At 38.2% G+C, this 4967-nt stretch carries 8 protein-coding genes and 1 pseudogene; 7 read left to right on the plus strand and 2 right to left on the minus strand.

The annotated features are described in order from the left end of the window. Positions 1-124: 124 nt before the first annotated feature. Positions 125-961, minus strand: a complete 837-nt coding sequence (locus GVV19_RS10635) for a choline kinase family protein (protein ID WP_159647515.1) — start codon at positions 959-961, stop codon at positions 125-127. A gap of 51 nt (positions 962-1012) precedes the next feature. On the opposite strand from GVV19_RS10635, the gene rdgB reads away from it, so the two are divergent. From rdgB to GVV19_RS10670, 7 genes are read left to right on the plus strand one after another with little or no spacing between them, the layout of a single operon-like run. Beyond that, positions 1013-1591, plus strand: a complete 579-nt coding sequence (gene rdgB / locus GVV19_RS10640) for an RdgB/HAM1 family non-canonical purine NTP pyrophosphatase (protein ID WP_159641493.1) — start codon at positions 1013-1015, stop codon at positions 1589-1591. Positions 1592-1593: 2 nt separating this feature from the next. After that, on the plus strand, positions 1594-2271 hold the full coding sequence (locus tag GVV19_RS10645; protein ID WP_236262347.1) for a TIGR01906 family membrane protein: 678 nt from the start codon (positions 1594-1596) through the stop codon (positions 2269-2271). Then, the gene (locus GVV19_RS10650; protein ID WP_159647517.1) at positions 2268-2780 is read left to right on the plus strand and encodes a tRNA (cytidine(34)-2'-O)-methyltransferase; all 513 of its coding nucleotides are present in this window, start codon (positions 2268-2270) and stop codon (positions 2778-2780) included. The genes GVV19_RS10645 and GVV19_RS10650 overlap by 4 nt, the downstream gene beginning before the upstream one ends. Next, the gene (locus GVV19_RS10655) at positions 2777-3289 is read left to right on the plus strand and encodes a hypothetical protein (RefSeq protein ID WP_159641495.1); all 513 of its coding nucleotides are present in this window, start codon (positions 2777-2779) and stop codon (positions 3287-3289) included. The genes GVV19_RS10650 and GVV19_RS10655 overlap by 4 nt, the downstream gene beginning before the upstream one ends. Positions 3290-3327: 38 nt before the next feature. Further along, positions 3328-3468 (plus strand): mechanosensitive ion channel protein MscL, encoded by a 141-nt coding sequence (locus GVV19_RS10660; protein ID WP_159637907.1) that lies wholly within the window; start codon positions 3328-3330, stop codon positions 3466-3468. A gap of 11 nt (positions 3469-3479) precedes the next feature. Next, positions 3480-3923 carry a RidA family protein gene (locus GVV19_RS10665; protein WP_159641496.1) on the plus strand — a complete coding sequence of 148 codons (444 nt, stop codon included), beginning with the start codon at positions 3480-3482 and terminating at the stop codon, positions 3921-3923. A gap of 36 nt (positions 3924-3959) precedes the next feature. Next, positions 3960-4820 carry a YitT family protein gene (locus tag GVV19_RS10670; protein ID WP_159647519.1) on the plus strand — a complete coding sequence of 287 codons (861 nt, stop codon included), beginning with the start codon at positions 3960-3962 and terminating at the stop codon, positions 4818-4820. Between the two features lie 30 nt (positions 4821-4850). Here the strand turns inward: GVV19_RS10670 and GVV19_RS10675 are convergent. Continuing rightward, positions 4851-4967: pseudogene (locus tag GVV19_RS10675) on the minus strand (IS30 family transposase); the annotation flags it as partial.

The raw sequence follows: 4967 nt of genomic DNA on the forward strand, positions 1-4967 counted from the left end.
ATTTTTATCTCATAACTATGCATAATCCGTGTTCCCATAAGAAAACCTCCCGTATTGAATCATTTTACAATAATTCGTTTACAAGAGGTTTTTTCTTGAGTCCCAAGGAACTAGGTCAGTTCCATCATTGGGAGTTTTTTTTATGTTCCGTGATGCATTCGAGAAGACGAGTATACTTTAGTTCCGCAATGTCATTATATATTGCGTCATGGTGCTGTGCATACATCATTTGAGCCCACTCACACCAAATCAAGTGATGTGAAACCTCAAAATGCCATAACTTGCTCATCATTGTGTCGTTGGGCTGGTAACCAAAGTAAGCCTCATAAAAAATTTGACGTGATTGTTTATCTTGAATATCATTTTCAGTTAGAAAGGACATGATATCAAAGTATGGGTCATTATCCATCGCATACTCGTAGTCAATTAAGTAATGACGTTGTTTTGAAAAGAGTAAGTTACCCTCTACAAGGTCATTGTGGCAAAGTCTGATGTTTGAAGCCATTGCTTGGGTTTCTTCGAGTAAGTATCGATAAGGAATGGTATTATACTTTTGATAAGTATTCCGAGTTTGGAAGAGATCGTATTTTGTAATTAAATCAAAACGAATTCCAGATTTAAGATTTGCATCATGCAAGGTCTTAATGAGGATTGCGGCATCAGCCAAATGATCATTCTTATATGTATGGGTGTTTGGAACATAGTCACTTATTTTAACGCCTGTATTTGGATTATAGGCATAAAGTGGTGTATCGAGGTTGAGCGGTTCGATAAGTGCGAGTACATGTGCCTCATGATGATAGTCAAACAACCCTGCATTCTCGGGCTTTGGCATTCGTACAACAAATTCTCCTTTATTCGTAAGGACATGATAATTCGCATTCGTCAGTCCAGAAGGAATGAAATCCTCGGACAATACCTCTAAATTGTATTGAGTTTTTAAAGTTTGGTACGTTTTCATAGTGAAATTATATCATAAATGGTATAATTTCATATGTTTAGGAGTGAAAGTATGAAAATTATCGTAGCAAGTAATAATCAAGGAAAATTAAAAGAATTTAAGTCTATACTTGAACCACTGGGATATACTGTTGTAACTGCAAAAGAACAGGGTATATCAATGGATTCAGTCGAAGAAACAGGTGCAACATTTGTTGAAAATAGTATAATTAAAGCCGCATTTGTCCATGAGCAAACAGGACTCCCAACAATTGCGGATGATTCGGGTCTCACTATTTCGGCGCTACCTGATATTCTTGGTGTTTACTCAGCACGCTTTATGGGCGAGGATACACCCTATGTCGATAAAAATAATGAAATTTTGAAGCGCCTCAAAGATGAATCACAACGTGATGCGTACTTTACAAGTGCAATCGTTATGATTGATGAGCAGGGAATTCATGCTTTTGAAGGACGAATTGATGGCTCAATAGCCGAGGCAATCATGGGCGAGGGTGGATTTGGATATGATCCGATTTTTGTTCCGAACGGCATGACCGTATCTTTTGGAATGCTTGATGCTGATGTCAAAAACAAGATATCACACCGTGCACTCGCGCTCCAAAAATTTATTGACTTCATGGAGGCGTGAACATGAAAAAAATGCTTTATATACTTGCAGCATCTTTATTTCTCATTTCAATGATGCTTACTGCAATTTTTGCACTATCCTTCCAAAAAAGTTACTATGCGAAAATGTATCATAAACTCGATACGGCTCAAACGATTCGCATAAGTGAAGCAGAGTTGCATGAAGCTACTGATGTGCTTATTGATTACATAAAAGATGATCGTCAAACGCTTGATTTGAGTGTGAGTGTTGATGGGCGTGATGTTCAAATGTTCAACCAAAAAGAAAAAGACCATATGGTTGATGTTAAAGCGTTATACTTAGGCGCGGTTCACTTCCGTAATATCGCAATGATTTTTGTTGCATTTATGGTTCTGGTGAGTCTAGGATCGGGTGATTACCTTAACTTTGTCTTATCCCGTGACATATGGAAAGCCTCATTATTAATCCTGGGAAGTGTAGTTGGTATCGTGGGACTTTATGCACTCATTGATTTCCAAGCGTTCTGGATTTCATTCCATCAGCTCGTTTTCACAAACGATCTATGGTTGCTGAACCCAAACGTTGATCGTTTAATTATGATGGTTCCAGAGCCTTTCTTTATGGGGCTTGTATATCGTATTATTTTTGCAATCGGCGCTATTGTTGCAGGAGCGATTGCAGTTTTATTTGGTTTAGAAAGAACGGTGAAACGTTTATGATTCATGTTGTATTGTATGAACCCGAAATTCCGCAAAATACCGGAAATATTATGAGAACGTGTGCTGCCGCTGGAGCAACACTACATTTAATTGAACCTTTAGGTTTCATTCTTGATGAAAAACGTGTTAAAAGAAGTGTTATGGACTATTCTGAAGAGCTTGAGGTGATTCGTCATGTCGATTGGCAGGCGTTTGTTGATCAAACGAAAGGTCCTATGTTCTTCTTGACACGTTATGGTGAATACACACATTCAGATTTTGATTATGCAAGTATCGACCAAGATATTTATCTTGTTTTCGGAAAAGAGAGCACCGGAATTCCCAAAGATATTCTCAAAGCAAACTATGACCATTGCTTCCGTATACCAATGGCACCTTCAGCGCGCAGTATGAATCTATCGAATACAGTCGCAATTTGTGTATTCGAAGTATTGCGTCAAAAAGAATATGACGGATTATCGCGTGTTGAGGTTCAAAAAGGCAAAGATTTTCTTAAGGACTATCAATGATCCGCGACTATAAAAAGCTGTACATTGCAATTCTCATGACATTTTTTGCGGCAATGGTGGCAATGTTTCTGGAAGTGCTCTTATTGAGTATTGCTGTCATCAATACACATACTGTCGATGGTGCCATGGAACTACTGAATGTGAGTGGTAGTTGGATTATTGCTGTTGTGAGAAACGTGATGCAGTATTCGCATAGCCCGACAATTCTTCTAGAACGTCTGAATGCAACGATTCCCGTTACGGTCTACATTTTTATCATACTGTGGTTTGTTACATTCTTTAGAACTAAATTTTGGCTAAAACACACTCTCATTATGTTTGCGGGAGGGATTGCGTATTCCGTAATTTTAATTGGACTTACCATTGCAATGAATACCAATAGTATTGAGCAAGGATTCCAAATTATGCATACAATTGCTTGGTTTGACGCAGTCCTGGCGTTTGTAATGATTTGTACATGTTTAGTCATGCCGGTGTTGATACTAGGCGACTATGTTGAAGTTCTCTAGCATTTTACCTATAATGAAAACAATAGAGGTGATGAGTTATGATTGAAGATTTTAATGGATTTGTAAGTGTTGTACTTTTGCTCGTGATAGTTGTTGGAAGTATTACGGGATTTGTACGTATGAATGCAAGTTTAGACCGTCAAGAAAAATCCGATGAATACTATCGTGATCTCCTATAGAGGTAAATCAAATGAAGCGTAGACAAATTATAGTTAAAAATGGTCCGAAAGCAGTTGGACCGTATTCAGCAGCGATTCAAGTCGATCATACTGTTTATGTCTCGGGACAGCTCGGTATTGACCTTGAAGCGAATCTTGTGGGCGATGATATTGTCACACAAACACGTAAGGCCATTGAAAACTTAGAGAATACTTTGAGGAGTGCGGGACTCGAACTCAAAGACATTGTCAAAACTACGGTATACCTCAGTGATATGGATAACTTTGAACTTATGAATCAAACGTATGCAATTTACTTTGCACATCCTTATCCTGCACGCACTGCTTTCGAAGTGGCGCGTTTGCCCAAAAATGCGCTCGTTGAAATTGAAGCAATCGCAGTGGCATCAGAGTTACCTGATTTTGAAGATGAAAAGAAAACTCAAAAATGTAAAGGAAAATATTGTATCGACTAGCAACGAGACAATCGACACGATTAACAGAGATAGATTATGGAATACTTTAGAAAAATAGAACCAAAGCAATATATCGGAGTAATACTAGGAGCGATGTTGTCGGCTACTGCCATAACATCCTTTGTAAGGCCTGCTGACTTAGTGCCAGCAGGAGTTGGTGGTGTTACCATCCTTCTTATCAAAGAAATGAACCGTTTGTTTGGGTTAACGCTCTCGTACGGATTCTTGTTCCTAATTATTAATGTTTTCTTACTTTCGTTTGTGATTAAAAAACTCGGGAAACGTTTTTTAATTTTGTCGTTTATGCATGTCTTTTTGACAAGTATTTTTGTAGAAATTTTGCCAGCGTTTAAGTTAACATATGATCCCATTCTCCTTGCAGTATTTGGTGGTGTTGTGAATGGGGTGGGTTCCTCGATTGCACTGAGAATGAATGGTTCGGCAGGTGGAACAGATTTTATAGCTATTTACTTCTCGATGGTTAAGAATAAGCCAATGTGGGACAAAATCATGTTCTTCAATGTCTGTGTGCTACTTTACTCTGGGTGGATGTACGATTGGAGCCTGGCGTTATATTCAATTATTTACCAAGTCGCATCCACGAAGATTATTGAAACATACCACAACAGGTATAAGCTAAGCAGTATGCGTATAATTACAGTTGAACCGGATGCAGTCTGTACTGCTGTTCTGAGCGTCACGCGTCATGGAATTACCCAATTAAATGGTATGGGTGTTTATAAACATCAATACCGTGCAATGTTATATATGGTTGTGAATGAATTCGAGATTAAATCAATTGTCGATCAAGTCGTTGCAGCAGACCCTAAAGCCTTCATCGAGGTGTCTTCGGTTGAACGGATTGAAGGAAACTACCGACAGAAACCACTGGATTAAAAAAAGTAGCCTCGGCTACTTTTTCTTTTATCAAATCTCAACCGCACCACTATTCATTTTTAAAAATTCTATCTCATAAGCAGTTTTAAAGTCAAATATTTTACGCGGCATTGAGTTGATTTTAAAGGCAATGTCATCAAGATATTG

This window comes from Erysipelothrix anatis (genome assembly GCF_009828745.1).
Lineage (GTDB): Bacteria > Bacillota_I > Bacilli_A > Erysipelotrichales > Erysipelotrichaceae > Erysipelothrix > Erysipelothrix anatis.

What these genes read in the sequence shown, in the direction of transcription:
- GVV19_RS10635 (WP_159647515.1), bottom strand. Translation starts at nt 961, where the DNA reads ATGAAAACGTACCAAACTTTAAAAACTCAATACAATTTAGAGGTATTG.
- rdgB (WP_159641493.1), top strand. Translation starts at nt 1,013, where the DNA reads ATGAAAATTATCGTAGCAAGTAATAATCAAGGAAAATTAAAAGAATTT.
- GVV19_RS10645 (WP_236262347.1), top strand. Translation starts at nt 1,594, where the DNA reads ATGAAAAAAATGCTTTATATACTTGCAGCATCTTTATTTCTCATTTCA.
- GVV19_RS10650 (WP_159647517.1), top strand. Translation starts at nt 2,268, where the DNA reads ATGATTCATGTTGTATTGTATGAACCCGAAATTCCGCAAAATACCGGA.
- GVV19_RS10655 (WP_159641495.1), top strand. Translation starts at nt 2,777, where the DNA reads ATGATCCGCGACTATAAAAAGCTGTACATTGCAATTCTCATGACATTT.
- GVV19_RS10660 (WP_159637907.1), top strand. Translation starts at nt 3,328, where the DNA reads ATGATTGAAGATTTTAATGGATTTGTAAGTGTTGTACTTTTGCTCGTG.
- GVV19_RS10665 (WP_159641496.1), top strand. Translation starts at nt 3,480, where the DNA reads ATGAAGCGTAGACAAATTATAGTTAAAAATGGTCCGAAAGCAGTTGGA.
- GVV19_RS10670 (WP_159647519.1), top strand. Translation starts at nt 3,960, where the DNA reads ATGGAATACTTTAGAAAAATAGAACCAAAGCAATATATCGGAGTAATA.